General features: G+C 58.1%; 24 protein-coding genes. 18 read left to right on the forward strand and 6 right to left on the reverse strand.

Annotation, left to right across the window (positions count from 1 at the left end; genetic code table 11):
- The first annotated feature begins 77 nt into the window (after window positions 1–77).
- Window positions 78–1112 (forward strand): ABC transporter ATP-binding protein, encoded by a 1035-nt coding sequence (locus tag BSP75_RS16395; protein WP_075113907.1) that lies wholly within the window; start codon window positions 78–80, stop codon window positions 1110–1112.
- Window positions 1113–1215: 103 nt separating this feature from the next.
- On the forward strand, window positions 1216–2121 hold the full coding sequence (locus BSP75_RS16400) for a Dyp-type peroxidase (RefSeq protein WP_075113908.1): 906 nt from the start codon (window positions 1216–1218) through the stop codon (window positions 2119–2121).
- Between the two features lie 90 nt (window positions 2122–2211).
- Here BSP75_RS16400 and argR read toward each other — a convergent pair whose 3' ends face one another.
- Window positions 2212–2682 (reverse strand): transcriptional regulator ArgR, encoded by a 471-nt coding sequence (gene argR / locus BSP75_RS16405; protein WP_005340378.1) that lies wholly within the window; start codon window positions 2680–2682, stop codon window positions 2212–2214.
- A 201-nt stretch (window positions 2683–2883) separates the two neighbouring features.
- Here argR and BSP75_RS16410 point away from each other — a divergent pair, with 201 nt between their 5' ends.
- The 6 genes from BSP75_RS16410 to BSP75_RS16435 all read left to right on the forward strand — a co-directional run bounded on the left by BSP75_RS16410 (window position 2884) and on the right by BSP75_RS16435 (window position 7855).
- Window positions 2884–3624: an ATP-binding cassette domain-containing protein gene (locus BSP75_RS16410; protein WP_075113909.1), complete on the forward strand. Its 741-nt coding sequence runs from the start codon at window positions 2884–2886 to the stop codon at window positions 3622–3624.
- Window positions 3625–3648: 24 nt separating this feature from the next.
- Window positions 3649–4386 carry a transporter substrate-binding domain-containing protein gene (locus BSP75_RS16415; RefSeq protein ID WP_042024243.1) on the forward strand — a complete coding sequence of 246 codons (738 nt, stop codon included), beginning with the start codon at window positions 3649–3651 and terminating at the stop codon, window positions 4384–4386.
- Between the two features lie 3 nt (window positions 4387–4389).
- On the forward strand, window positions 4390–5040 hold the full coding sequence (gene artQ / locus BSP75_RS16420; RefSeq protein ID WP_075113910.1) for an arginine ABC transporter permease ArtQ: 651 nt from the start codon (window positions 4390–4392) through the stop codon (window positions 5038–5040).
- Between the two features lie 3 nt (window positions 5041–5043).
- A complete protein-coding gene (gene artM / locus BSP75_RS16425) occupies window positions 5044–5706 on the forward strand; it encodes an arginine ABC transporter permease ArtM (RefSeq protein ID WP_075113911.1) in 663 nt (220 codons plus the stop codon).
- 221 nt (window positions 5707–5927) lie between these two features.
- The gene (mdh, locus tag BSP75_RS16430) at window positions 5928–6863 is read left to right on the forward strand and encodes a malate dehydrogenase (protein WP_005340384.1); all 936 of its coding nucleotides are present in this window, start codon (window positions 5928–5930) and stop codon (window positions 6861–6863) included.
- A gap of 380 nt (window positions 6864–7243) precedes the next feature.
- The gene (locus BSP75_RS16435) at window positions 7244–7855 is read left to right on the forward strand and encodes a sel1 repeat family protein (RefSeq protein WP_111806246.1); all 612 of its coding nucleotides are present in this window, start codon (window positions 7244–7246) and stop codon (window positions 7853–7855) included.
- 99 nt (window positions 7856–7954) lie between these two features.
- Here the strand turns inward: BSP75_RS16435 and hmpA are convergent, their stop codons facing one another.
- Window positions 7955–9148: an NO-inducible flavohemoprotein gene (gene hmpA, locus BSP75_RS16440; protein ID WP_075113912.1), complete on the reverse strand. Its 1194-nt coding sequence runs from the start codon at window positions 9146–9148 to the stop codon at window positions 7955–7957.
- 110 nt (window positions 9149–9258) lie between these two features.
- On the opposite strand from hmpA, the gene BSP75_RS16445 reads away from it, so the two are divergent.
- A complete protein-coding gene (locus BSP75_RS16445; protein WP_042059661.1) occupies window positions 9259–9729 on the forward strand; it encodes an Rrf2 family transcriptional regulator in 471 nt (156 codons plus the stop codon).
- A gap of 40 nt (window positions 9730–9769) precedes the next feature.
- On the opposite strand, the gene BSP75_RS16450 is transcribed toward BSP75_RS16445, so the two are convergent.
- The gene (locus tag BSP75_RS16450; protein ID WP_042059662.1) at window positions 9770–11050 is read right to left on the reverse strand and encodes a CNNM domain-containing protein; all 1281 of its coding nucleotides are present in this window, start codon (window positions 11048–11050) and stop codon (window positions 9770–9772) included.
- A gap of 40 nt (window positions 11051–11090) precedes the next feature.
- Window positions 11091–11879, reverse strand: coding sequence for a cytochrome c biogenesis protein CcsA (ccsA, locus tag BSP75_RS16455; protein WP_075113981.1), 789 nt, complete (start codon window positions 11877–11879; stop codon window positions 11091–11093).
- Window positions 11880–12081: 202 nt separating this feature from the next.
- Between ccsA and ffh the strand changes: the two genes are divergently transcribed.
- The 5 genes from ffh to rplS all read left to right on the forward strand — a co-directional run bounded on the left by ffh (window position 12082) and on the right by rplS (window position 15594).
- Window positions 12082–13458 carry a signal recognition particle protein gene (gene ffh, locus BSP75_RS16460; protein WP_075113913.1) on the forward strand — a complete coding sequence of 459 codons (1377 nt, stop codon included), beginning with the start codon at window positions 12082–12084 and terminating at the stop codon, window positions 13456–13458.
- A 177-nt stretch (window positions 13459–13635) separates the two neighbouring features.
- The gene (gene rpsP, locus BSP75_RS16465) at window positions 13636–13884 is read left to right on the forward strand and encodes a 30S ribosomal protein S16 (protein WP_042059663.1); all 249 of its coding nucleotides are present in this window, start codon (window positions 13636–13638) and stop codon (window positions 13882–13884) included.
- A gap of 24 nt (window positions 13885–13908) precedes the next feature.
- Complete coding sequence (rimM, locus tag BSP75_RS16470; protein WP_042059665.1) at window positions 13909–14430, forward strand: ribosome maturation factor RimM; 522 nt, start codon at window positions 13909–13911, stop codon at window positions 14428–14430.
- Window positions 14431–14464: 34 nt separating this feature from the next.
- Window positions 14465–15214, forward strand: coding sequence for a tRNA (guanosine(37)-N1)-methyltransferase TrmD (trmD, locus tag BSP75_RS16475; RefSeq protein ID WP_005340400.1), 750 nt, complete (start codon window positions 14465–14467; stop codon window positions 15212–15214).
- Between the two features lie 32 nt (window positions 15215–15246).
- Window positions 15247–15594 carry a 50S ribosomal protein L19 gene (rplS, locus tag BSP75_RS16480; protein ID WP_005313505.1) on the forward strand — a complete coding sequence of 116 codons (348 nt, stop codon included), beginning with the start codon at window positions 15247–15249 and terminating at the stop codon, window positions 15592–15594.
- Window positions 15595–15702: 108 nt separating this feature from the next.
- Here the strand turns inward: rplS and BSP75_RS16485 are convergent, their stop codons facing one another.
- Entirely contained in the window at window positions 15703–16026 is a 324-nt protein-coding gene (locus BSP75_RS16485) for an isoamylase early set domain-containing protein (RefSeq protein WP_019445584.1), read from the reverse strand.
- An 80-nt stretch (window positions 16027–16106) separates the two neighbouring features.
- Complete coding sequence (mutH, locus tag BSP75_RS16490) at window positions 16107–16781, reverse strand: DNA mismatch repair endonuclease MutH (protein ID WP_042059668.1); 675 nt, start codon at window positions 16779–16781, stop codon at window positions 16107–16109.
- 733 nt (window positions 16782–17514) lie between these two features.
- Between mutH and rppH the strand changes: the two genes are divergently transcribed.
- The 4 genes from rppH (at window position 17515) to thyA (ending at window position 22022) form a co-directional block, all read left to right on the forward strand.
- Complete coding sequence (gene rppH, locus BSP75_RS16495) at window positions 17515–18042, forward strand: RNA pyrophosphohydrolase (protein ID WP_075113914.1); 528 nt, start codon at window positions 17515–17517, stop codon at window positions 18040–18042.
- A 14-nt stretch (window positions 18043–18056) separates the two neighbouring features.
- A complete protein-coding gene (ptsP, locus tag BSP75_RS16500) occupies window positions 18057–20336 on the forward strand; it encodes a phosphoenolpyruvate--protein phosphotransferase (protein ID WP_075113915.1) in 2280 nt (759 codons plus the stop codon).
- Window positions 20337–20403: 67 nt separating this feature from the next.
- A complete protein-coding gene (gene lgt / locus BSP75_RS16505; RefSeq protein ID WP_075113916.1) occupies window positions 20404–21228 on the forward strand; it encodes a prolipoprotein diacylglyceryl transferase in 825 nt (274 codons plus the stop codon).
- A complete protein-coding gene (gene thyA / locus BSP75_RS16510) occupies window positions 21228–22022 on the forward strand; it encodes a thymidylate synthase (protein ID WP_042059675.1) in 795 nt (264 codons plus the stop codon). The genes lgt and thyA overlap by 1 nt, the downstream gene beginning before the upstream one ends.
- Window positions 22023–22182: the final 160 nt, after the last annotated feature.

The following is a 22182-nucleotide window of genomic DNA, read 5'->3' on the forward strand; positions in this document are numbered from 1 at the left end:
CACGTCGGCCAATGAAATTGCATGCGGTGTGCTGATCCGAAAGGGTGCGCACCGCCAGAAACGAGAGGAAGTCAGCCTTGTCCTGTTTGCAGGTTGAAAATGTCAGTTGCCGTTACAACGGTCGCAATGTGCTGGAGCAGCTCTCCCTGACGGTGGCAGACAACGAGATCGTCTGTTTGTTGGGGGCGAGCGGCTGCGGCAAAACCACGCTGCTCAAGGCCATCGCCGGGCTACTGCCGCTGGCAGAGGGCACGATTCGCCTCGGCGATACTCTGCTCGACGGGCCGGGTGCCAGCGTACCGCCCGAGGCGCGCAATATCGGGATGATCTTTCAGGATTACGCCCTCTTCCCCCACCTGACGGTGGCCGACAACGTCGGCTTCGGTCTGACCCGGCTCGATCGCCGGGCCCGCCAGCAGCAAGTGGACGAGGCGCTGGCGTTGGTCAATCTGCAGGGGCTCGGGGATCGTTATCCGCACCAGCTCTCCGGCGGCCAGCAGCAGCGGGTGGCTATCGCCCGGGCGCTGGTGTGCAAGCCGCGGCTGATGCTGCTGGATGAACCCTTCTCCAACATCGATACCCAGGTGCGGATGAAGCTGATCCTCGAGATCCGCGCCCTGCTCAAGCAGCAGGGGATCGGCGCCATCTTCGTCAGCCACAGCAAGGAGGAGGCGTTCGCCTTCGCCGATCGGCTGGCGCTGTTTCGCGCCGGCCATATCGAGCAGGTGGGCCAACCGGAGCAGCTCTATCGCCGCCCGCAAAACCGCTTCGTGGCGGAGTTTCTCGGCGGGGTCAACTATCTGGCCGCCGAGGTGGTGGACAGCCACTGCGTGCAGACGGCGCTCGGGGTCATCTGTGGCAGCGAGCCCCATGGCCGGGTGGTGGGCGAGCAGTTGCAACTGATGCTCCGCCCCCAGCAGCTGCTGCTGGAGAGCGCCGCAGAGGGCGAGCTCAAGGTGGTGGAGCAGCAGTTCCTCGGCCATCACTGCCGGGTGCTGTTCGAGTGTGGCGATCTGAAGCTGGAGGCGAGCATTGGCGAGCCCCTTGAAGGGATGCGGGCACGGATCAAGGTCGCCCCCCATGGGCTGGTGTTGTTTGACCCTTTGCCCTGAACGCGTGATATCGTCGTGAAATCAAAGAACTGGAACAACTCTGGTTTATAATCGCGCAACGCTAATAGCCCGTAACGCTAACGCCTACTCAGGGGAGAGATATATGAAAGCCCAAGCCGGGATCTGCGCAGAGCCGAATCTGCACGCCCTCTATCTGATGTTCAATCGCACCGGCGATGCCGCCGAACTGGTCGGCCGTCTGGCCAAACTGCCCGCTCTGTGGCAGGCGGTGGCCGCCGATTTCCCCGAGGCCGGTTTCAGCGGGCTGGTTGCCGTCGGCGCCGACGCCTGGGATGGTCTCTACCCTGCCGCCCGTCCGCCCCAGTTCCGCGGCTTTATGGCGCAATCCGCCAATGGTCAGGAAGCCCCCAACACCCCGTTTGATCTCTTCGTGCAGCTGCGTGCCGATCGGGTGGATGTGCTGCACCATGCCGGTCACCGCGTGATGGCGCTGCTGGCCGGAGTGGTCGAGTTGGCCGAAGAGGTTCGCGGTTTCCGCAATCTGGATTGCCGCGACCTGACCGGTTTCGTCGATGGCACCGAGAACCCGCAGGATGAGCACCGCGCCGAAGTGGCGCTGCTGGCCGAGGGCGAGTTTGCCGGTGGCTCCTACATCCACGTTCAGCGCTGGGTCCACGCCATGAGCGACTGGGAGAAGCTGGCGCAAAAAGAGCAGGAAGACATTATCGGTCGCACCAAGCCCGACAACATCGAGTATGAGTCTGCCGCCAAGCCGCTGACCGCCCACATCAAGCGGGTCAACCTCAAGACGCCGAAAGGGGAGTCCATGGAGATCCTGCGCCAGAGTATGCCCTGGGGCACCATGCGTGAGCAGGGACTCTACTTCATCTCCTGCTGCCGCACACCGCAGCACTTCAACGCCATGCTGGCCAGCATGTACAAGGGGGAGGGCAGCCACTTCGACCACCTGCTGCGCTTCACCAAGGCAGTGACCGGCGCGGCTTTCTTCGCCCCATCGGAGGGGTTTCTGATGGCGCAGGGTAAATAAGCCCGCCTGACGAAGACTCAGAAAACAAAAATCCCGGCCTTGGCCGGGATTTTTCGTTCTGGTGTGACCGCTATGAGGCGGTGGCGGCCATTACGGGGTCTGTTCGAACAGCTCGAGGGCGGAGAGGTAGAGCTCTTCGATATCGGTGTCGCTGGTCGGGGTGATGAAGATGGTGTCATCACCGGCGATGGTGCCGAGGATCCCCTCTGCCTTACCGAGAGAGTCGAGCAGGCGGGCGATCAGCTGGGCTGCGCCCGGGCTGGTGTGGATCACCACCAGTGCGCCGTTGTGGTCGACGTCCAGTACCAGATTCTTGAGCGGGCTGGAGGTGGTGGGGACGCCCAGTTCCACCGGCAGGCAGTAGACCATCTCCATCTTGGCATTGCGAGTGCGAACGGCGCCGAAGCGGCTCAGCATGCGCGATACCTTGGACTGGTTGATGTTCTCGAAGCCCAGCTCTTGCAGGGCGGTGACGATTTCTGCCTGGGAGCCAAAGCGCTCTTCTTTCAGCAAGGCTTTAAAGGCCTTGGCCAGTTTTTCTTGCTTGTCGTTGTGTTTCATCTTGGTCTCACGAATGAGGAGGTGTGGCGGCCTGTGTGACACAGGCGGCAGATACGAACAGCGAGGCCATTTTGCATTCATATGCCGTTTTTTGCAAGGAAGCGGCGCTTGTTCTGCATATTGATTCAAAAATGGCTTGCATCAACCTCTATTAGGGATAGAATCGGGATGAAATTTTGAAAACTTATTCAATTGGGCTGTATGGGTATTGAATTAATAGGTATCGAGAAATCCTGGCACAAGGTGCCGGTTCTGCAACAGGTCAGCTTTCGGACATCCCCCGGTGAGACCTTGGTATTGCTGGGCCCGAGCGGTGCTGGCAAGAGTTCCCTGCTACGGATGATGAACCTGCTGGATACCCCGGATGCGGGTGTTCTGCGGATTGGCGAAAGTGAATTTTATTTCCCGAGCGCCCTCTCTGCTGCCGAATTCAACCGCCAGTCCCAACTGCTGCGTCGCAAGGTGGGCATGGTGTTCCAGCAGTACAATCTCTGGCCACATCTCACTGTGATGGAAAATCTGATTGAAGCGCCGGTCAAGGTGCTCGGCATGAGCAAGGAGGCCGCCATCGAGAAGGGGGCTTATCTGCTGGCCCAGCTGCAACTGGCCGACAAGCGCGATGCCTGGCCTGCCCGTCTCTCTGGCGGCCAACAGCAGCGGGTGGCCATTGCCCGTACCCTGATGATGGACCCGGAAGTGCTGCTGTTTGACGAGCCGACCGCCGCGTTGGATCCCGAGATCACCAAAGAGGTGGCCGAGATCATCCGCAATCTGAGCCAGACCGGCATTACCCAGGTGGTAGTGACCCACGAGGTCGACTTTGCCCGCAAGGTGGCCAGTCAGGTGATTTATCTGGAGAAGGGGCGGATCATCGAATCCGGCACCGCCGCCATTTTCCAATCCCCGCAAACCATCCGGTTTGCCGAATTCTTGATGCATTGATATTGAATCGATAAGGAAGCTGTCATGAAAAAGAGTCTGTTGTTGGTTGCTGCCATGGGTCTGTTGAGTACCTCCGTCATGGCCAAAGAGATCAAGTTCGCCACCGAGGCCACCTACGCGCCGTTCGAATACCTGGATGACAAGAACGAGTTTCAGGGTTTTGACATCGATCTGGCCCGCGCCATCTGCGAGCAAGCCAAGCTGGAGTGCAGCTTCCACAACCAGGCCTTTGACAGCCTGATCCCCAGCCTGAAATTCCGTCGCTACGATGCCGCCATCGCCGCCATGGATGTGACCCCAGAGCGCTCCGCGCAGGTCGATTTCTCCGACATCTACTACGAAAATTCGGCGGTATTCGTCGCCAAGAAAGATGCCTTCAAGGGGCCGGAAGAGATGGTCGACAAGACTGTCGGTGTGCAGAACGGCACCTCTCACCAGTCCTATCTGGTGGATAACTGGGTGAGCAAGGGTCTGCTGACCGTGCCTTATGCCAGCTACCAGAGCGCCTTCCTCGACATGATGAATGGCCGTACCGACGGTGTGTTTGCCGATACCGCCGTTGCTGCCGACTGGCTCAAGCAACACAAGGAGTATGCGGTGGTGGGTACGCCGGTGACCGATGCCAAGTACTTCGGTACCGGTTTTGGCATCGCGGTTGCCAAGGGCAATCAGGAGCTGCTGACTCAGCTGAACAAGGGGCTGGCCGAGATCAAGGCCAACGGCACCTATCAGAAAATCTTCGACAAATACTTCGCGCAGTAAGCCATGTTGAGCCTGTTGTTGGATGCAGCCTGGATGACCCTCGGGCTGGCCTTGGCATCACTGGTCGGGGGCATGATATTGGCACTGGCGTTCAGTGCCGCCGAGCTCAGCAAGCAGCGTGCGCTGGTGTGGCCGGTGGCCACCCTGACCACGCTGATCCGTGGCCTGCCCGAGTTGCTGGTGGTGCTGTTCATCTACTTCGGCTCGACCCAGGTGCTGTTCCTCATCACCGGCGAGTATGTGGAGTTCAGCCCGTTCGCCTGCGGCGTGCTGGCGCTCTCCCTGCTGTTTGCCAGCTATGCCACCCAGACCCTGCGGGCGGCGCTCAATGCGGTGCCTGCCGGGCAACGGTTGGCGGCGATGGCGCTCGGTCTTGGCAAGGGCCACATCTTCTTTCGCATCGTGCTGCCGCAGGCGTGGCGTCACGCCCTGCCGGGCCTCGGCAACCAGTGGCTGGTGCTGCTGAAAGACACCGCGCTGGTGTCGCTGATCGGGGTCAATGAGATGATGCGTCAGGCGCAGATGGCCTCGGCCAGTACCTATGAGCCGTTCACCTGGTATGCTGCCGCCGCTCTTATCTATCTGGCTATCGGTCTGGTGAGTGAATACGGCCTCGGGCTCGCTGCTCGCTACACCCGCCGCTACGGAGGCTAACCGATGCAAGAGTATCTCGTTACGTTGCTGGGCGGTCTGGTCACCACGCTGGAACTGACCCTGTTCAGTCTGCTGTTGGGGATAGCTCTGGCGGCCCTGATGACCTGGGTGCTGGAGCTGCGCCTGACGGTGGCGACCCAGCTGGTGCAACTGTGGGTGCTGCTCTTTACCGGTACGCCGCTGCTTATTCAGATTTTTCTGATTTACTACGGGCCGGGGCAGTTCGAGTGGCTGAAAGCCAGCCCGCTCTGGCCGCTGCTCAAGCAGCCCTGGTTCTGCGCCGTGCTGGCGTTGGGTCTCAACACGGCAGCCTACTCCACCCGGTTGTTCAAGGGGGCGCTCGATGCCATCCCGGCCGGTGAGGTGGAAGCGTGCCGGGCGCTCGGTTTCTCCTCCGGCCAGACTCTCTGGATGAAGGTGCGCCACGCGGCCCGCCATCTGGTGCCAGCCTACTCCAACGAGGTGATCCTGGTGCTCAAGGGGAGTTCTCTCGCCAGTACCATCACCATCATGGACATCATGGGGCTGGCGCAGGGGTTGAATGCCCAGACCTACGATACCCTGGCGGTGTTCGGGGTGGCTGGCGGGCTTTATCTGGCGATGAACGGATTGTTAACAATTGGTTTTCGCTGGTGTGAAAAACGGGCGTTGGCATTTCAATCCTGAAACCTTCATAACTACCTCTTTATGGTAAGGAGAAGTGCAGAAAAACTGTGCTTCTCCTCCAACTTTTTGTATTTCCCTCCAATTTTTACTCCCGCGTGTTTCTTGGCTCACAGAACCCGTGACTGCAACTGTTATCAGATTGTTTTTTATGGGGGGATCCATTAAGGTTGGGCGCACAACAAGAAACAACCTTAAACCTACGCTTAAACATGGAGTTGATCATGAAAGTTGCCGTTCTGGGTGCCGCTGGTGGCATCGGTCAAGCCCTCGCTCTGCTGTTGAAAAACCGTCTGCCGGCTGGCTCCGAGCTGAGCCTGTATGACATCGCCCCGGTCACCCCGGGTGTGGCCGTTGACCTCAGTCATATTCCTACCGACGTCGCCATCAAGGGCTTCTGCGGTGAAGATCCGACTCCTGCGCTGGTTGGGGCCGATGTGGTGCTGATCTCCGCCGGTGTGGCACGCAAGCCGGGGATGGATCGCTCCGACCTGTTCAACATCAACGCCGGTATCGTCAAGAATCTGGTCGAGAAGTGCGCGGCCACTTGCCCGAAAGCACTGATCGGCATCATCACCAACCCGGTCAACACCACTGTGGCCATCGCCGCCGAAGTGCTGAAGAAAGCCGGTGTCTATGACAAGCGTCGCCTGTTCGGCGTTACCACCCTGGACGTGATCCGCGCCGAGACCTTCGTGGCCGCCGCCAAAGGGCTGAACATCGACAAGGTACGCGTCAACGTGATCGGTGGTCACAGTGGCGTCACCATTCTGCCGCTGCTCTCCCAGATTGAAGGCGCCTCCTTCACTGCTGAAGAAGTGGCTGCCATGACCAAGCGCATCCAGAATGCCGGTACCGAAGTGGTGGAAGCCAAAGCCGGTGGCGGTTCTGCGACCCTCTCCATGGGTCAGGCGGCTTGCCGTTTCGGTCTCTCCCTCATCAAGGGTCTGCAGGGTGAAGCCAACGTTGTTGAGTGCGCCTACGTGGAAGGCAACGGCGAGCACGCCACCTTCTTCGCGCAGCCGGTACTGCTGGGCAAGAACGGCGTCGAAACCGTACTGGATTACGGCAAGCTGAGCGCGTTCGAGCAAGAAGCGATGGAAGGCATGCTGGCTACCCTGAAAGCCGATATCCAGCTGGGTGTCGATTTCGTCAAGTAAGCGGGTCAACCGTGCCAACAAGGGAGCTTCGGCTCCCTTTTGTCTTGATGAGATCCGCCCGGCAGGCTAAGGGGATGGGGGTTGGTGCCGATAACAGAGTGCAGCAGGAGATCCTTATGATGAAACCCCTTACCCTTCTCGTTCTTGTCGGTGCATTTAGCGCGCCCCTCTATGGTGCCGAGGCGGTATCGGCTGCCGTATCGAGCGATGCGCCAGCGGTCAGTGCCTCGATGCCGACCGCAAGCAGTGCTGCGGTGGCAACGGCGCCTGTCTCTGCCGCTACGGCCACTCCCACTCCCGCTCCCTCTGAGGCTGCCCCCGTCTTGCTCCCGGCCGAGCCGGTCACACCGGTCGCCAGCAGTGGCGAGGGTGCCGCACCGCTGCCACAACCGGTGGAACCCGCTGCTGCGGTTGCACCTCCCGCGCCACTGGCTGCTGGCGAGTTGCAGGCGGTGCCGCTCTATCGTCAGGACGAGCTGCTCAACTGGATTGAGCAGGGGCGCCATCTCACTCAGGTGAAGCAGGATCGCTGTCAGCTGACTCAGGATATCGAAGCGCGCGCCTCGGTGATGAAGATCCCGGCCTATCAGTACCTCTGGGGGGATATGCTGGCGTGGGGCGTCTGTACCAAGCCCAATGCAGAACTCGGAGTGCAATATATGTGGGAGGCGGCCAATCAGGGGTTGGCGCCCGCGCTGGAGCAACTGGGCCGCTACTACTGGAAGGGAACCCTGGTGCAGAAGGATCTGGTGCGAGCCGAGACCCTGATGCGCGAGGCGGCCAGCCTCGGTTTTCTGCGGGCCCGCATCGAGTGGGTCGAGATGCTGCTGCAGGGGATGGGCAGTCCGCTCGATTATGAGGATGCCTACCGTTGGCTCCATGGCGCTGTCATCGGTGACAAGGCGCTGCACCAGAAGGCGGCGAGTCTGCTCAACCGTCTTGGCAACCGGATGCCGGCCAACGTGGTGGCCCGCGCCAAGGCGATGCACTGATCCAACAAAATGACCCACAGATCTGCATCTGTGGGTCCGGTTCCAGCCGCCGTGCCATGACAGGCCGGAGCCTCCCTCCGTTATATGGCCGCCCGCGCCTTAGAGATCTTGATGGGGGCCAAAAACTTCGTAATGAAGCTGCCCGGCCGGCACCCCCGCCGCCAGCAGCTGCCGCTTGATCGCCTGCATGAAGCCGAGGGGACCACAGAAGTAGTAGTGGGCCTGTGGTGTTATGCGCTCCTTTACTGCAGTCAGATCCATGGTGCCGGAAAGGTCGTAATCTTCGCCCTTTACATCACTGGCCTCCGGCTCCCGATACCAGACCCGGCTCAGCAAGTTGGGATGCTGGCGGGATTTTTGCTGAATATCCTCCCGAAAGGCGTGTACAGCGCCCTGTTCGCAGGCGTGCAGCCAGGTGATATCGGCCTGATGGCTGCTCGCCAGTAACTGGTTGAGCATGCTCATCATCGGCGTCACGCCGACACCGGCGGAGAGCAGTACCACTGGGGTCTGGCTGTCGGCTTTCAGATAGAAATCGCCAGTGGGGGGCATGACTTCGATCTTGTCACCCGCCTGCAGGTGATCGTGCAGCAGATTGGAGACCTGACCCTGCGGTTCGCGCTTGACGCTGATGCGGTAATGCTGGCCATTGGGCGCATCGGAGAGAGAATATTGGCGGATCTCCTGATATTCCAGCTCGGGGTGAACCAGCTTGACGCTGAGGTATTGGCCCGGTTTGAAGGCCAGTACCGGCTTGCCATCTTCCGGCGCCAGCAGGAAGGAGGTGATGAGCGCGCTCTCGGCCCGCTTCTCCTTGATGATGAAGCTGCGGGTACCTTGCCAGCCGCCATCCTGATTGGCCTTCTCCTGATAGATCTCCCGCTCGCGGCCGATAAAGATGTCGGCCAGCACGCCATACGCTTTGCCCCATGCCTCCAGCACCTCGTCGGTGACCGTACTTCCTCCCAATTCTTTGAGCGTGGCCAAGAGATGACTACCTACAATGTGATATTGTTCCGGCTGGATCAGGAATCCGGTATGTTTGTGCGCAATCCGCTCGACCGCACCGGCGAGCGCCCCCAGATTGTCGATATTCCTGGCGTAAGCCGCGACCGCATTGAACAGGGCCAGCGGCTGGCCGCCACTGCGTTGATGGGCCAGGTTGAAGATATCTTTCAGCTCCGGGTTATGGCTGAACATCCGTTGATAGAAGTGCTGGGTAAGGGCCGGACCTGCTGATTCGAGCAGCGGGATGGTGCTTTTGATGACGGCAACGGTGGTTTGATCTAGCATATAGCCTCGTTCTAATTGAACATATAAAATGTCATTTAATAAGTGGCATCCTAGATGTTTATTTGATTTGAATCAATACTCCACTTTTCGCATTGCGCTAATCAGGTTTTATGAGACTAACCAGTTATACAGATTTCGGATTGAGAGCCCTGCTCTATCTTGCCACCCTGCCGGAAGGTGAGTTGTCGAGCGTTGCCAAGGTATCGGCCCTGTATGGCGTTTCCCGCAACCACATGGTGAAGGTGGTTAATCAGCTGGTGAAGCTGGGCTATCTGCAATCCCAGCGGGGCAAGAATGGCGGTATTCGCATGGCTTGCGATCCGGCCACCATCAATATCGGGCAGGTTATCCGGGCGCTGGAAGGCAATCTGGACGGGATCGACTGCGGCTCGCCCGTTTGCCATATCGTCTCGGTCTGCCTGCTCAAGAGCGCGCTGCGAGAGGCGATGGATGCATTTTTGGCGGTGATGGACAGCTATACGCTGCAAGACCTGCTGGCCAACCGTGACGAGTTGCAACGGGTCTTCGGCGAGTTGATCCCGACCCTGGTGCTGGAGCCGGATGACGAAGACGAACAATGAAAATGAGCAATAGAAAAGGGCTGCCACCGGCAGCCCTTTTTCAATGTTGTGAATCCGTATCAGCTCGGTAAGATGCCGGCATGATCCGCGCCATCTTCACCATGTTGTTCTCCACATCGAGGATTTCGATAGGATAACCGGCCAGTCGGATCCCGATGTTGGGCTGGGGGATCTCCTCCAGATATTCGAGGATCAGACCGTTGAGGGTGCGCGGGCCGTCGATGGGCAGGTGCCAGTTCATCTCCTTGTTCAGCTCGCGCACACTGGCCGAACCTTCCACCAGAAACGTGCCGTCCGGCTGGGGGTGGATCTCGTCGCTCGGCGCTGGCGTCATGGAGGTGGTGAAGTCGCCCACGATCTCTTCCAGAATGTCGTCCAGGGTGATCAGCCCCTGAATATCGCCATACTCATCGACAATCAGGCCGATCCGCTCCTTGTTGCGCTGGAACTTGGCCAGCTGCACGTTAAGCGGGGTCCCTTCCGGAATGAAGTAGATTTCGTCCACTTCCCGCAACAGACTCGATTTGTTGAACAGATCCCGAGCTACCAGTCTCAGGGCATCGCGGGCGTGTAAAAAGCCGACAACGTCGTCGATATTGTCACGATAGAGCAGGATTTTGGTGTGGGCGCAGTGAGCCAGCTGACGCTGGATGCTCTTCCAGTCATCGTTGATGTCGATGGCGTAGATATCGCTGCGCGGCACCATGATGTCCTCGACCAGCATCTTGTCGAGATCCAGGATGCTGAGCAGCATCTCCTGATGACGCTTGGGGATCAGGTTGCCTGCCTCGTTGACGATGGTGCGCAGCTCCTCGGTGTTGAGGGAGTCATCCTTGTTGGGATTGATCTTCAGCATCTTGAGCAGGCCGCTGGTGATGCCGTTGATCAGCCAGACCAGCGGCGAGAGCGGCACCATCAATCCTTTCAGGATCCAGGAGGCGGGATAGGCGATCTTCTCCGGGAACATGGCGGCCAGGGTCTTGGGGGTCACTTCACCAAACACCAGCACCACCAGGGTCAGGCCGAAGGTGGCGATGGCGACCCCGAGATCACCAAACAGCCGGATGCAGACGATAGTGGCGATGGCGGAGGCGAGGATATTGACCAGATTGTTGCCGATCAGGATCAGCCCCAGCAGGCGATCGGGGCGGGCGAGCAGTTGCTCGACGCGGCGTGCGGCTTTGTGTTTGGTCTGTGCCAGATGCCGCAGCTTGTAGCGGTTGATGGACATCAGGCCGGTTTCGGAACTGGAGAAAAAAGCGGATAGAAGGATCAAGATAACGAGGACAATCAGTAATGTGCTCGTTGAGATGCTGTCCAAAAAGGGCTCCTGTTGGATGGTGTGACGAAAAGAGTGGGGGTCAGCTCAACAACACTTCTTTGACGAAGCGGCTGCCAAAGTAGGCAAGAGTCAGGATGACGCTGCCAATCAGACTAAGCGTGATGACTTTGCGGCCGCGCCAGCCATAGGTGTGATGACCCCACAGCAGCAGCACGTAGACACACCAGGCAAGAATGGAGAGCACCGCCTTGTGGGATTTGCCCTGGGCGAACATGTCTTCGAGGAAGAAGAGGCCGGAGGCGATGGAGAGGGTCAGCAGCAGCACCCCCGCAGAGATGAGCTGGAACAGCCGTTTCTCCACCGTCATCAGTGGTGGCATGGTTGGCAGGTTGCTGATTTTTCTCGATTTAAGCTGCTTGTCCAGACAGGCGAGCTGCAGCGCAAACAGACAGGCGATCATCAATACCGAGTAGGCCATCAGCGCGAGGCCGATGTGCAGCAGCAGCTGGGGATGGGCCTCCAGATGGGTGATGTAGCGACCCGGGATCAGGGCGCTTGCCGCCAGCAGCAGGGCCGAGAAGCTGTAGACCACCGGCAGCAGGATCCAGCCGTTGAAGCGGCGGGTGACGCAGGTCATGAAGCAACTGATGATGAGGCTGACCAGCGAGGCGACGTTGAGCATGCTCAGGTTCTGGCCGGAACTCTGCAATACCTCTGAACCGAGGGCGCTGGCATGGGCGATCAGGGCCAATCCGATACAGGCAAACAGGGAGCGCTGTCCCACCGGCTTGGCGCTCAGTAACAGATGCAGGGAGGCGATGATGGCCAGCAGATAAAACGCCAGGGCCAGAACAGAGATTACGATCATAACCAGGTCGTTGTTGCACAAGCTTTTGAGGGTAAGAGGGGCAGTATACCTTGCACGAGAAGTGCTCGCCAGTTGTGCAACGGTCGATCTGCCCATATATAGGGAGAAGGTCCCTGCTGCCAGGGTGCGGTGAATAATCGTCCTCGCGCCCGCTCTGGGTTATAATGCCCCCAATTTATTACGCCAAGAACCGGAATCCGTCATGTTTGAGAATTTGACTGAACGACTCTCGCGCACCTTGCGCAATGTCAGTGGCCGTGGTCGCCTGACCGAAGAGAACATCAAGGAAACCCTGCGCGAAGTCCGCATGGCGCTGCTCGAGGCGGATGTCGCCCTGCCGGTAGTGCGTGATTTCGTGGCGCGCGTCAAAGAGCGCGCGGTCGGGCAGGAAGTGGCCAAATCCCTGAGCCCGGGCCAGGCATTTATCAAGATTGTGCACGGTGAACTGGTCACCGTGATGGGGGAGGCCAACGAACAGCTCAATCTGGCTGCCCAGCCGCCCGCGATCATCCTGATGGCCGGTCTGCAGGGTGCCGGTAAAACCACCACGGTCGGCAAACTGGCCAAGCTGCTCAAAGAGCGCAGCAAGAAGAAGGTGCTGGTGGTCAGTGCCGACGTTTACCGCCCTGCGGCGATCAAGCAGCTGGAGACCCTGGCCAGCGACATCGGCGTCGACTTCTTCCCGAGCGATGCCAGCCAGAAGCCGGTCGACATCGCCACTGCCGCCATCGATCAGGCGCGCAAGAAGTTCTATGACGTGGTGATCGTCGATACCGCCGGTCGTCTGCACGTCGATAGTGACATGATGGCCGAGATCCAGGATCTGCACGCCACCATCAAGCCGGTTGAAACCCTGTTTGTGGTGGATGCCATGACCGGTCAGGATGCCGCCAACACCGCCAAGGCGTTCAACGAAGCGTTGCCGCTCACCGGTGTGATCCTCACCAAGGCGGATGGTGACGCCCGTGGTGGTGCCGCGCTGTCGGTGCGTCACATCACTGGCAAACCGGTCAAGTTTATCGGTATGGGTGAAAAGACCGATGCGCTGGAGCCATTCCACCCGGATCGTCTCGCTTCCCGCATCCTCGGTATGGGCGATGTGCTGTCGCTGATCGAGGAAGTCGAGCGCAACGTCGATAAAGAGAAAGCTGCCAAGCTGGCCAGCAAGGTCAAGAGCGGCAAAGGCTTTGATCTGGAAGATTTCCGCGAGCAGCTGGCCCAGATGCGCAACATGGGCGGCATGATGGGGATGCTCGACAAGTTGCCTGGCATGTCCGGCTTGCCGGATAACGTGAAAGATCAGATGGATGACAAGCTCACCGTGCGGATGGAAGCCATCATCAGCTCCATGACGCCGAAAGAGCGCGCTCATCCCGATCTCATCAAGGGTTCCCGCAAACGACGTATCGCCGCAGGCTCCGGCATGCAGGTGCAGGACGTGAACAAGCTGCTCAAGCAGTTCACCGAGATGCAGCGCATGATGAAAAAAATGTCCGGCAAGGGCGGCATGCGCAAGATGATGAGCCAGATGAAGAACATGATGCCCCCCGGTTTCGGTGGCGGCCGCGGCCCGTTCTGATCCGGTCAGCGTGTTGATGGGGGTCTGCAGCGGCAGGCCCCTTTTCATTGCGGTTCTGCGCAAAAAATGGCTGGCTTGGTTGCAATTATTACGAATCCAAGTAGAATTACGCGGCTTATTTTAAGCTAGGGTCCGCGTGTTTGCGGGCCTTGTTCATTAGATGTTAATGAGGACGATATGGTAACCATTCGTTTACAACGTGGTGGCGCGAAAAAGCGTCCGTTTTACCAGGTAGTAGTTTCTGACAGCCGTTGCGCCCGTGACGGTCGCTTCATCGAGCGCGTTGGTTTCTTCAACCCGGTTGCTGCTGGTTCTGCTGAAAAGCTGAACCTGGACCTGGCTCGTATCGAGCATTGGGTTGCTACTGGTGCCGCTGTTTCTGACCGCGTTGCCAAGCTGATCAAAGACGCTAAAAAAGCTGCTTAATCAGCTAAACGGTAAGGAGTTAAGGTGGAAAAACCTATAGTTCTGGGCACCCTGGGTACCGTTTATGGCATCAAGGGCTGGCTTAAAGTGAACTCCTTCACCGATGTTGCCGAAGCGATTTTCGATTACAACCCTTGGCTGATTAATCAGAACGGGGCGTGGCGTGAAATTCGGGTTTCATCCTGGAAGCGTCACAACAAGGGTCTGATCTGCAAACTCGATGGTATCGATGTGCGCGAAGATGCCCTGGCATTGACCAATGTCGAGATTGGCGTACCAGCCGATCTGTTGCCTGCGTTGCCTGAAGGTGAGTTCTACTGGCGTGACCTGATTGGTTGCTCCGTGGTGACCACCAAGGGATACGACCTGGGCAAGGTGACCGAATTGATGGAAACCGGCTCCAACGATGTGTTGGTGGTTGAGGCCAATGTAAAAGATGCCTTTGGTGCAAAGGAGCGGTTGATTCCGTTCCTGGAAGAGCAGGTGATCAAGAATATTGATCTGACTGCTCGAACAATCGAAGTTGATTGGGATCCTGGTTTCTAGTTTCCCGCGCTAACACGGGTGCCGGAGGTTTCTTATGTGGATTGGGGTCATTAGCCTCTTCCCTGAAATGTTCCGAGCCATTACCGAGCACGGGGTAACGGGTCGGGCCGTCAAGAGTGGCCTGCTGCAGATTGAGTGCTGGAACCCCCGGGAGTTTACCCACGATAAACACCGTACGGTCGATGATCGTCCTTATGGTGGTGGGCCCGGCATGTTAATGATGGTTCAGCCGTTGCGTGACGCGATTCATGCAGCCAAGCAAGCGGCGGGAGACGGGGCGAAAGTCATCTATCTCTCTCCTCAGGGACGCAAGCTGACTCAAGCGGGCGTAACCGAGTTGGCGACGAATCAGAAACTGATTCTGGTAGCCGGTCGATACGAAGGTATCGATGAACGCGTGATACAAACCGAAGTCGACGAAGAGTGGTCTATCGGGGATTACGTGTTAAGTGGTGGCGAGTTGCCTGCCATGACCCTGATCGATGCGGTTTCGCGTCTGGTCCCGGGGGTTTTGGGTGATCAGGCCAGTGCCGAGCAAGACTCCTTCACGGATGGCTTGCTGGATCATCCCCACTACACTCGGCCGGAGGTGTTGGATGGATTGGCGGTGCCCGAGGCGCTGACAAGCGGCAATCACGAAGTGATTCGACGCTGGCGTCTCAAACAGTCGCTCGGACGAACCTGGCAAAGAAGGCCGGAACTTATTAACAACCTAGCTCTGACTGACGAGCAAGAATCACTTCTTGCCGAGTATGTCCGCGAAGTGCGTGACAGCGTTAAGTAGAGTTTTCAGTTTATCCTAGGTAAGGAAAGACAATGAGCAAGATTATTCAGCAGCTTGAACAAGAGCAACTGCGTACCGACATCCCGGCTTTTGCCCAGGGCGACACTGTACGTGTTCAAGTTCGTGTTAAAGAAGGTGGTAAAGAGCGTCTGCAGGCTTTCGAAGGCATCGTTATTGCCAAGCGTAACCGCGGTCTGCACTCTGCTTTCACCGTTCGCAAGATCTCCAACGGCGAAGGTGTTGAGCGTGTATTCCAGACTCACTCTCCGCTGATCCACAGTGTAGAACTGAAGCGTCGTGGTGATGTTCGCCGCGCCAAACTGTACTACCTGCGCAACCTGTCCGGCAAAGCTGCTCGTATCAAAGAGAAGCTCAACTAATTCGATTCGAATTGGTGTCGGTATGTCGGCAAATAGCTCGACAGGTAGTGAAAAGGCTCGCCAATGGCGAGCCTTTTTTGTATCCGTCTATGGGCTATCTGGGGGACGTTACTGGATGACCCGTACTACCGAGTTATCGCGCCCGAAGGGGCCTGGTACATAGTCATCCGCTGCCCAGTCATTCTCGTAGAGGGTCTCCCCTTCCGGGGTGATGAGCTGGTAGCAATATTCGAAGTAACCCGGGCCGTCGGTCGGCAGATTGAGGGTGGCTTTGAACTCGCCGCTCTTCATGCGTTTCAGCTCGACCGGTTGCCACTGGGTGAACTCGCCGATCAGCATCACCTGCTCCGCACCTGCGGCGGCCTCTTTTTCTACTGCAAAGGTCACCTTGACCTCGGGCTTGGACTTTAAAAACTGTTTGATCAGTGGCATGACGCCTCCTTGTCTGTGAGTTAAAAATGGCTCCTGTCTATTTTTATACCATCATATGACAAAGATGTTGATAAGGCAGATCAAGTCGGCAAGGCAAAATAGCGTTGCAGCAGGCTGTGGGTGAAGTCGATCTTGAGATAGAAGCCGCGCGGCAGGGTCATGATGGGTTGACCATCGCGACCGATGGCTCTTGTCAGTGCCTTGTTGTTGGCGGCCTTGGGCCGCAGTTGCATCACCTGGCCGTGGCGCGCGCTGATCTGCTCCACTTCCCCCAGCACTATCATGTCCATCAGCTCCTCCCAGTCCTGACGCAGTAGCCGATCTTCCTCTTCATTCGGGCTCCACATCAGCGGCATACCGACCCGCCGCTCGCCAACCGGGATCTCGCGACTGCCTTCCACCGGGATCCAGAGCACCCGGGAGAGCTTGTTACGCACGTTTGACTCCTCCCATCGCTGGCCGCTGACGCCGATCAGCGGGGCGACGCAGACGAAGGTGGTTTCCAGCGGTTTGCCCTGAGGATCCACGGGGATCGTCTTGAGTTCGATCCCCAGCTCCGGGAAGTCCTGTTCCGGCTTGCTGCCCGCGCTGGCTCCCAGTTGCAGCTCGATCAACTGACCGACCCACCCCTTGTCACGGCGCAGATCGTTGGGCACCGCGACGCCAGCCTCGGCGGCCAGCTGCGCCAGGGTGAAGCCAGCCATGGCATAGGCGCGGCTCAATAACTCCTGCTCGGATTGGGGATTGCTTGGCATAGTTGGCTCCATCTTGCTCGCCATATTCTAACAGGGGAGGATCCCGAGAAGGATCGCTGTTTTTATAACCGATCCTGAGTGGATAAGATCAAATGCAGAGAATTTGGGGGCTATCAGCTCATCGTGATGATTTTAAAGGGTTTTGTCTGTTTTATCGAGCAGTGATCCTGGCCTGGTTTGACCTCGAAATAGTTGTCCAAGGGTTTGTGCATGATGTTACACACAGTTATCCACAGAAATCTTGGATAAGTGGATGAAAGTGGGTGGAGTCGCTGATATGTTACAAAAAATTGTGAATGCCACCCCATTTTTACCGGGTAAACGGGGTAGATATTGTGCCACTCCTGTGGATAATTTCGCCGCGGTGGATCTTTGAGCAGTTGAACTTGTTCACAATCCGGATCATGGATCTGGCTCTTTGATTGACATGGATCTAGATCCAGTTGTTTTGATTCAACCATATGTATAATAATGTTTTTTTGTCTTTTTATCTGCGAGGTTGCGCGAAAGGTCGCTTTTTGCGTACAGTTAAAAAGTACTGTATATACCCGTTTGCTAACAGCTTTATGCACAGCCTGGGTGGGCAACTTGGGGGCGCGGATCCTTGGATTTGTTTATAAGTATGTTTGAAATTGAAAGTTATTCATGAAATAGGGGATTCACTCCTTGTTTGCTGCCACGGAGTGAATGTGGAACAATCTCCTTATAGATTCAGCCTTTATAAGGTGATCACGTGATTGATGGCGACGGATTTCGTCCCAATGTCGGTATCGTGATCTGTAACCGTGAAGGACAAGTGTTGTGGGCTAAACGCTATGGGCAGCACTCCTGGCAGTTTCCGCAGGGGGGGGTTGATGATGGTGAAACGCCAGAGCAGGCCATGTATCGAGAGCTGTATGAGGAGATTGGCCTCAAGCCCGAAGATGTGACCATCATGGCCACCAGTCGTAACTGGCTAAAGTACCGTTTACCCAAACGTCTTGTCCGCTGGGACAGTTCACCGGTCTGTATTGGCCAAAAGCAAAAATGGTTCCTGTTACAACTTGGTCCGGGCAGGGAATCGCGGATCCAGTTCGGCTGTCATGGCCATCCCGAATTTGACGACTGGCGTTGGGTCAGCTTCTGGTACCCGGTGCGTCAGGTCGTCTCGTTCAAGCGGGAGGTTTACCGCCGGGTCATGAAAGAGTTTGCCCCGCTGGCGATGCCGGTGCCGGCAGTGCAGGTCAACAAGAAGGATGGGCGGCGCAATCGCCCCCGTTAAGGAGCACAGATTAGTTGTTAACGGAACTGAGACGTATCGTCGAGAGCATGGCCGAGGCCAATACCCTCGAGCAGGCCTTGCAGGCATTGGTGAGCCAGACCCGGCACGCCATGGCAGTGGACTGCTGCTCCGTCTATGTCTCGGAACCCGAGGTGCGCCGCTATCGCCTGGCTGCCACCGACGGCTTGGCCCCGTCCGCGGTTGGCAAGGTGACCCTGCCCTACGAGCAGGGCATCGTCGGTCTGGTGGGTCAGCGGGAAGAGCTGATCAACCTGGCTGATGCCCCCGCGCACCCCAGTTTCAAATTCCTGCCCGATGTCGCCGAAGAGGCGTTCCGCTCCTTCCTGGGCGCTCCCATCATGCACCAGCGTCAGGTGGTCGGCATTCTGGTGGTGCAGCAGAAGGAGAGCCGCCGCTTCGATGAAGGGGAGGAGTCCTTTATGGTCACCTTGGCGGCCCAGCTGGCGGCGCGGATCGCCCAGGCGCAGGCCAAGGGGTGGTTGCAGAAGACCGACTGGAGCAAGCCGCTGCGCGGTATTGCTGGTGCCAGCGGCATCGCCATGGCCAAGGCCTGGGTATGGCGGCCTCACAAGGCGCTCTCGTCCATCACCCCGCGCAAGGATGAAGACCATGTCAGCCAGCTGGAGCGGCTGGAGCTGGCCGTGGAGGAGGTGCGCCACGATCTGGAGAGTCTGGCGCTGCGCTTTCGCGAGAGCTACAGCCAGGATTCGGTGGCGATCTTCGACATCTATCTCCATCTGCTGAACGATCCCGGCTACATCAAGCCCATTCGCAATAAGGTGAGCAAGGAGCATTGGACGGCCGTCTCGGCGGTCAAGCTGATCAGCGATCGCTTGATCGAGCAGTTCAAGGGGATGAAGGATCCCTACCTGCAGGAGCGCTCCACCGACGTGAAGGATATTGCCCAGCGGCTGATCAGCCGACTGGTGCAGAATGAACCGGAACATATCTCCATCGGCGAGCCGGTGGTGCTGGTTGCCGACGAGGTGACCGCCACCATTCTGGCAGAAGTGCCCCGCGAGTATCTGACCGGGGTGGTCTCGCTCAAGGGGGGTACCAACTCCCACGCGGCCATTCTGGCCCGCGCCATGGGCGTGGCCGCCATCATGGGGGTGGATCTGCCCCTTGGCGACATCGGCGGTCGCATGCTGGTGGTCGATGGCTACAGCGGCGATCTCTTCATCGAACCCAATCAGGTGATCCTGACCGAGTATCGTCAGTTGCTCAATGAGGAGCGGGCACTCGATACCCTGGTGCGCAGCGTCGACAACCTGCCATCCGAGACCGCCGATGGCACCAAGGTCTCCCTGCTGCTCAATGCGGGGCTCAGTGCCGATACCGAGATCTCGCTCAACCAGCTGGCGGACGGGGTCGGGCTCTATCGCACCGAGATCCCCTTTATGCTGCAGGAGAGCTTCCCCTCCGAGTGGGAGCAGACTGCCCGCTATCGCGGCATTCTCGAGACCTACCGCAACCGGCCGGTCTGCATGCGGACGCTGGATGTGGGCGGCGACAAGCCGTTACCCTATTTCCCCATTGTCGAGGAAAACCCCTTCCTTGGCTGGCGGGGGATCCGGATCACCCTGGATCACCCGGAGCTGTTTCTGGTGCAGCTCAAGGCGATGCTGCGGGCCAGCGAAGGGCTGGACAATCTGGCCATCATGCTGCCGATGATCAGCAGCGTCAGCGAAATCAAAGCCTCCCGTCGTCTGCTGGATCAGGCGTGGCGAGAGGTGTCGGAAGAGGCGGCGAGCCGCGATGCGGTGATCCGCTACCCCAGCCTCGGGGTGATGATTGAGGTGCCTTCAGCCCTCTTTATCTTGCCGGAGATGGCACCACTCATCGACTTCTGGTCGGTGGGCAGCAATGACTTGACCCAGTACTTGCTGGCGGTGGACCGCAACAACTCCCGGGTGGCCAACATCTACGATGCCTTCCATCCTGCAGTGATCCGCGCGCTGCAACAGCTGGTTGATGCCTCCCACCGTTACCAGAAGCCGGTGTCGGTCTGTGGCGAGCTGGCTGGTGATCCGGTCGGTGTACTGCTGCTGCTTGCCATGGGCTATCGCCGCTTCAGTATGAACACCCACAACATCGCCCGGATCAAGTACGTACTGCGTCAATCCACCCTGAGCGAGTTGACCGAACTGATGGCCGATGGTCTCAAGCATGACAATCCCCACATACTGCGCGGCCTGTTTGCCCGCTATCTGGAGGAGCATGGTTTGGGCGGTTTGCTGCGAGCCGGTCATAAATCGAAACAGAGTGATTGATAATCATGCCTTGTCCCTGCTGACGAATGATCGGAAAATGCGGCTTTTATTTTGACTGGGGCCGCTTATGCAGCACGATGGATATTGGGTTTTCTCGCAGATTGATCCCGTAGCATTCAGTTTGGGACCACTATCGGTACGCTGGTATGGTCTCATGTACCTGTTTGGTTTCGCTTTTGCCATGTGGCTTGCCGGCCGTCGCGCCGATGCACCGAACAGCGGCTGGACCCGCAACGAGGTGTCGGATCTGCTGTTCTACGGTTTCCTCGGGGTGATCCTCGGTGGCCGTGTCGGTTACGTGCTGTTCTACAACTTCGATCTCTTCCTGGCGGATCCCACCTATCTGTTCAAGATCTGGACCGGCGGCATGTCGTTCCACGGTGGTCTGATCGGGGTTATCACCGCAATGATCTGGTTTGCTCACAAGACCAAGCGCCACTTCTTCACCGTGGCCGACTTTGTGGCGCCGCTCATTCCGTTTGGCCTCGGCGTTGGCCGGATCGGCAACTTCCTCAACGGCGAGTTGTGGGGGCGGATCACCGATGTGCCTTGGGCGATCATCTTCCCGGAAGCGGGCCCCGAGCCGCGTCATCCCTCCCAGCTCTACCAGTTCGCACTGGAAGGGGTGGTGCTGTTCATCATTCTCAACCTGTTCTGGCGCAAGAACCCGCCACGCGGCGCCATCTCCGGCATGTTCCTGCTGTTCTACGGCCTGTTCCGCTTCCTGGTGGAGTTTGTGCGCCAGCCGGACAGCCAGCTTGGTCTCTACTTCCAGGAGATCAGCATGGGCCAGATCCTCTCCACCCCGATGATTATCGCCGGTGCCCTGATGATTTGGGTCGCCTACAAGCGCCCGCAGTTGTTCGGTAATGCCGTGAAGGAGGCGAAATAATGCGAGCTTATCTCGACCTGATGCAGAAGATCCTCGATGAGGGCACCGTCAAGTCTGACCGTACCGGCACCGGTACCGTCTCCCTGTTCGGCCATCAGATGCGCTTCAATCTGGCGGAAGGTTTCCCGCTGGTGACCACCAAGAAGTGCCACCTGCGCTCGATCATTCACGAGCTGCTCTGGTTCCTCAATGGCGATACCAATACCGCCTATCTGAAGGAAAACGGCGTCAGCATCTGGGATGAGTGGGCAGACGAGAATGGCGATCTGGGGCCAGTATACGGTGCTCAGTGGCGTTCCTGGCCTGCGGCCGACGGGTCTGTCATCGACCAGATCCAGAAAGCGGTGGATGACATCAAGCACAACCCGGATTCGCGCCGCATCATTGTCTCCGCCTGGAACGTGGGTGAGCTGGACAAGATGGCGCTGGCCCCTTGCCACGCCTTCTTCCAGTTCTATGTGGCGGACGGCAAGCTCTCCTGCCAGCTCTACCAGCGCAGCTGTGACGTGTTCCTCGGCTTGCCGTTCAACATTGCCAGCTATGCCCTGCTGACCCATATGATGGCCCAGCAGTGCGATCTGGAAGTGGGTGACTTCGTCTGGACCGGTGGTGATGTGCACCTCTACTCCAACCACATGGAGCAGACTGCGCTGCAGCTTTCCCGTGAGCCACGTTCTTTGCCGACTCTGGTGATCAAGCGCAAGCCGGATTCCATCTTCGACTACAAGTTCGAGGATTTCGAGATCGAGGGTTATGACCCCCATCCCGGTATCAAGGCGCCCGTCGCCATCTGATAGCAAGGCGCCTCAGGGCGCCTTTTTTATGCAGCTAAATAATTGAAAATTCATTTTATTGATTAATAAGACGGTAGCCTGAGACGAGGCAAAACCTGCTTATAGCAGGTATGTTCTATTTTGCCTTCGGTTTTTTCGTTGTGTTGAGCAGCAAGAAACG

It is taken from the genome of Aeromonas sp. YN13HZO-058, from assembly GCF_001921245.1.
Taxonomy (GTDB): Bacteria; Pseudomonadota; Gammaproteobacteria; order Enterobacterales; family Aeromonadaceae; genus Aeromonas; species Aeromonas allosaccharophila.

What these genes read in the sequence shown, in the direction of transcription:
- BSP75_RS16400 (WP_075113908.1), top strand. Translation starts at nt 1,216, where the DNA reads ATGAAAGCCCAAGCCGGGATCTGCGCAGAGCCGAATCTGCACGCCCTC.
- argR (WP_005340378.1), bottom strand. Translation starts at nt 2,682, where the DNA reads ATGAAACACAACGACAAGCAAGAAAAACTGGCCAAGGCCTTTAAAGCC.
- BSP75_RS16410 (WP_075113909.1), top strand. Translation starts at nt 2,884, where the DNA reads ATGGGTATTGAATTAATAGGTATCGAGAAATCCTGGCACAAGGTGCCG.
- BSP75_RS16415 (WP_042024243.1), top strand. Translation starts at nt 3,649, where the DNA reads ATGAAAAAGAGTCTGTTGTTGGTTGCTGCCATGGGTCTGTTGAGTACC.
- artQ (WP_075113910.1), top strand. Translation starts at nt 4,390, where the DNA reads ATGTTGAGCCTGTTGTTGGATGCAGCCTGGATGACCCTCGGGCTGGCC.
- artM (WP_075113911.1), top strand. Translation starts at nt 5,044, where the DNA reads ATGCAAGAGTATCTCGTTACGTTGCTGGGCGGTCTGGTCACCACGCTG.
- mdh (WP_005340384.1), top strand. Translation starts at nt 5,928, where the DNA reads ATGAAAGTTGCCGTTCTGGGTGCCGCTGGTGGCATCGGTCAAGCCCTC.
- hmpA (WP_075113912.1), bottom strand. Translation starts at nt 9,148, where the DNA reads ATGCTAGATCAAACCACCGTTGCCGTCATCAAAAGCACCATCCCGCTG.
- BSP75_RS16445 (WP_042059661.1), top strand. Translation starts at nt 9,259, where the DNA reads ATGAGACTAACCAGTTATACAGATTTCGGATTGAGAGCCCTGCTCTAT.
- ccsA (WP_075113981.1), bottom strand. Translation starts at nt 11,879, where the DNA reads ATGATCGTAATCTCTGTTCTGGCCCTGGCGTTTTATCTGCTGGCCATC.
- ffh (WP_075113913.1), top strand. Translation starts at nt 12,082, where the DNA reads ATGTTTGAGAATTTGACTGAACGACTCTCGCGCACCTTGCGCAATGTC.
- rpsP (WP_042059663.1), top strand. Translation starts at nt 13,636, where the DNA reads ATGGTAACCATTCGTTTACAACGTGGTGGCGCGAAAAAGCGTCCGTTT.
- trmD (WP_005340400.1), top strand. Translation starts at nt 14,465, where the DNA reads ATGTGGATTGGGGTCATTAGCCTCTTCCCTGAAATGTTCCGAGCCATT.
- rplS (WP_005313505.1), top strand. Translation starts at nt 15,247, where the DNA reads ATGAGCAAGATTATTCAGCAGCTTGAACAAGAGCAACTGCGTACCGAC.
- BSP75_RS16485 (WP_019445584.1), bottom strand. Translation starts at nt 16,026, where the DNA reads ATGCCACTGATCAAACAGTTTTTAAAGTCCAAGCCCGAGGTCAAGGTG.
- mutH (WP_042059668.1), bottom strand. Translation starts at nt 16,781, where the DNA reads ATGCCAAGCAATCCCCAATCCGAGCAGGAGTTATTGAGCCGCGCCTAT.
- lgt (WP_075113916.1), top strand. Translation starts at nt 20,404, where the DNA reads ATGCAGCACGATGGATATTGGGTTTTCTCGCAGATTGATCCCGTAGCA.
- thyA (WP_042059675.1), top strand. Translation starts at nt 21,228, where the DNA reads ATGCGAGCTTATCTCGACCTGATGCAGAAGATCCTCGATGAGGGCACC.